At 66.1% G+C, this 2,799-nt stretch carries 3 protein-coding genes; all 3 read right to left on the bottom strand.

Features of this window, described 5'->3' with window-relative positions; genetic code table 11:
* Positions 1–214: 214 nt before the first annotated feature.
* From ACP5E6_RS14070 to ACP5E6_RS14060, 3 genes are read right to left on the bottom strand one after another with little or no spacing between them, the layout of a single operon-like run.
* The gene (locus ACP5E6_RS14070; protein WP_427954952.1) at positions 215–1,027 is read right to left on the bottom strand and encodes a DUF5131 family protein; all 813 of its coding nucleotides are present in this window, start codon (positions 1,025–1,027) and stop codon (positions 215–217) included.
* On the bottom strand, positions 1,009–1,680 hold the full coding sequence (locus tag ACP5E6_RS14065; RefSeq protein ID WP_427954951.1) for a hypothetical protein: 672 nt from the start codon (positions 1,678–1,680) through the stop codon (positions 1,009–1,011). Before ACP5E6_RS14065 ends, ACP5E6_RS14070 begins: the two co-directional genes overlap by 19 nt.
* Positions 1,677–2,693 (bottom strand): DUF3991 domain-containing protein, encoded by a 1,017-nt coding sequence (locus tag ACP5E6_RS14060; protein ID WP_427954950.1) that lies wholly within the window; start codon positions 2,691–2,693, stop codon positions 1,677–1,679. The genes ACP5E6_RS14065 and ACP5E6_RS14060 overlap by 4 nt, the downstream gene beginning before the upstream one ends.
* Between the last annotated feature and the right edge of the window lie 106 nt (positions 2,694–2,799).

Genomic DNA, 2,799 nt, shown 5'->3' with positions numbered 1-2,799 from the left:
TGCGGATCCTTGCGAGCGTGGGGTCGATCGAGGAGAGCGAAGCGCCACCCGACGATGACGCCGAGCCGGATATCCCGCCGGATGTCGCCCCGTGCTGAAACCGGATCAGATTGTCCCGAGCGATGTCGGCACGGCCTGTTTTCGCCCCCTGGAACCGCTCGTGATCGTCTCCTCGCGCAGCCGTCGTGTCGTCCGTTGGCTTTTGGGGCTGTCCCTATTCCTGAGCACGGCAGGACTCGGGATGATGATCATCGCCAGCGGGCGTGGCTTGCGATGATCGGGGTCCCTTGCTCGTGGCGGGTACGTCCCACGCGGGAAACTCGCTCCATTCGCGCCCGTCGAGGATCCGTCCGCCCGTCTTTGGCCGAGTCCCGCCCCATTGCTTGAAGAAGAACGCGACGTCCTGGGCAACGCATCGATCGCGTATCTCGTGCAACCAGGCGGCATGAACCGGGCGCGCGCCCGGTCCTGATTCGCCACCGGCGATCACCCAGTCGATCCCCTCGAGATCGAGCGCGCCGAGGGGACCAAGCAGCGGCTCGACCGACAGAAAGCGGATGCCGGCCGGAGCGGTTCGCAGGTGCTCGATCCGGCTTTTCGCCGGGGCGTCCTCGACCGAGACCCCGCACCAGATATGGCGGGGGCCGGGACCATCGCGGTATCGGCCGCGCAGATAGTCGCGCATCGTCGAGGAGCGCTTGGTGAGCAGCTGGAATATATGCCAGTCGGCGGCTTCCATCGTGTCGAAGACGCGATCGATGAAGGCCGTTGGCACATTCTTGTGGAACAGGTCGCTCATCGAATTGACGAAGATCCTGCGGGATCGCCGCCACCTGAGCGGCTGGTCGAGGCGTTCAGGACGAAGGGTCAGGTCGAAACCTGCCTGATACGGATGCCCGACGACACCTCTGAACCGTGCGGCGAAGCGGGCGGCGTAGCAATTGTCGCACCCGGCGGTGATCTTCGTGCAACCGGTCACCGGGTTCCAGGTGGCGTCGGTCCATTCGATCAGGCTTCCATCGGCCATGCCACCTGCTCCTTTCCTGCATGGAAGCGGGCGCGTTGCCGGATCAGATCCCGCAATGCCGCCTCGAAGCGCTCTGCCGCGAGCGGCGCCGGCCATGGTTCCCAGGGAAGCATTCCCGGCGGTGTCGGCAGCGGGTCGTCTTTCATGGGCGTCAGGGTGATGCCGAGTTCGCGGCGCAGCGCGGGCTGTCGCCAGCCTACGACGTGCAGCGCCTCGCTGGCAGCCGCCAGGCGATCGGCGTCCTTGTGGAGCCGGTGCGATGCGACGGTCCAGGGCGGCAGGTCGTAGCGACGGTTCACCGCAGCCTGAAGCCGACGGTTGATCTCGATATACCCTTGGCCGAGGTGCGGCTTGAGGGGGGTGATCGGATCAAACCCGCCGATCAGTGCTTCGGTCGCATCATGCAGGAGCTCCCGCAGCGCTTCGGCCGCGGTGAGCGGTTCCGGTGCCAGTGCCCGCCGAATGGCCAGCACGCTGAGGCTGTGCTGGGCAACGGAGAGCGGCAGATCCCATCGTGAATGCCCGCCCCATCGGAACGTCCGTGATAGGCCGATCGCGAGATCGCTGTCGGTCCAGGCATCGGATGCGGGATCGAGGAGGTTCAGTCGGCGTCCGGATCGCAGCAGGATCCACGCCCGTGGCGGTTTTATCATGGCGTCCTCCTGCCCGAACGGAGCACATCGTTCCAGTCGTTCGCATCGCCGGTCGGCCGGAGCCGCTCGATGCTGACGCCGATCGAGGAGAGCGCATCTCCGATCCTTGCCGCATGCCGGTCGCCTGGCAGATCGGCGTCGGTCGCGATGACCAGGTGTCCGCCGACCGCAGCCACATCGGTTGCAAGCAGCTGGAGGGCCTCGACCGTCCCCGGTCCCATGCCGCCGGTGGTGCCGACGTAGATCGTATCGGGCCGGCCGTTCTCGATGACGGCGAGGCTGAGCGCATCGATCGGCGCTTCGGTTACAGCCACACGCCGGATTGGTCCGGCGATCTGACCAGGCGCGAAGCGGAACAGGGTCTTGTGCCCGCCGCGCAGAACCCCGCGGAAGTTTGGTCCGCGCGCCTCGATGCAGGTCAGGTCGCCCCGATGATCGCGATGGGCGAACCAGGCACTACCGAAGCCACCCGCCCGGACGCAGTCCTGCGCCGATGCCGCATGCAGGATCGCCGCGGGGATACGTCGCCGGTCAGCCAGATAGTGCCACGCTTTCGTCGCCGGGGTCAGGGTCGGCTTCGCCTGCCAGCGGACCAGCGGCGGGACATCCGGGTTTCCGTTCACGCGTACCGGTGCGGAGGCAACCGGATAGCTCGGGCTGACGCCGGTGATTGTGCGCAGTTCCTTCCGCACGTGACCAAAGTTCATCTCGGGGTGGAGGAACTGGATGAGGGTGAAGCAATCGCCTTTCTCGACCCCCAACGGGTTCCACCAGCCTCGGTCGTCGTGGTTGACGATCAGGATTTCACCAGTGCCGCGCCGGTATTTCAGTGCGTGCCGGGTGCTTTCGGCGGGATCGATCTTCCAGCCCTCACGCTCGAGAATGACCGAGCAGAAGACGGACTGGCGCAGCACCGCGATCTCGTCCGGATCATCCCCTCGATGGCGCGGAGCTGGAGCGGCCATCCGTTTGCCCTTGCGGGGCAAGGGGAAGGTTGTGATGTCTCGTATCATGAGCGTAGTCTCCTGTTTGATAACTCACCGAAAGGCCGTGCGCCTTTCGGTGGACGCCACGCGGCGAGATGCGGGTGGGGTGGGTGAAACGCAGGCGAGCGCGGCC

The sequence above is a fragment of the Acidiphilium sp. genome (assembly GCF_049977125.1).
GTDB lineage: Bacteria > Pseudomonadota > Alphaproteobacteria > Acetobacterales > Acetobacteraceae > Acidiphilium.
This window is presented reverse-complemented; position numbering and strand designations above follow the sequence as displayed.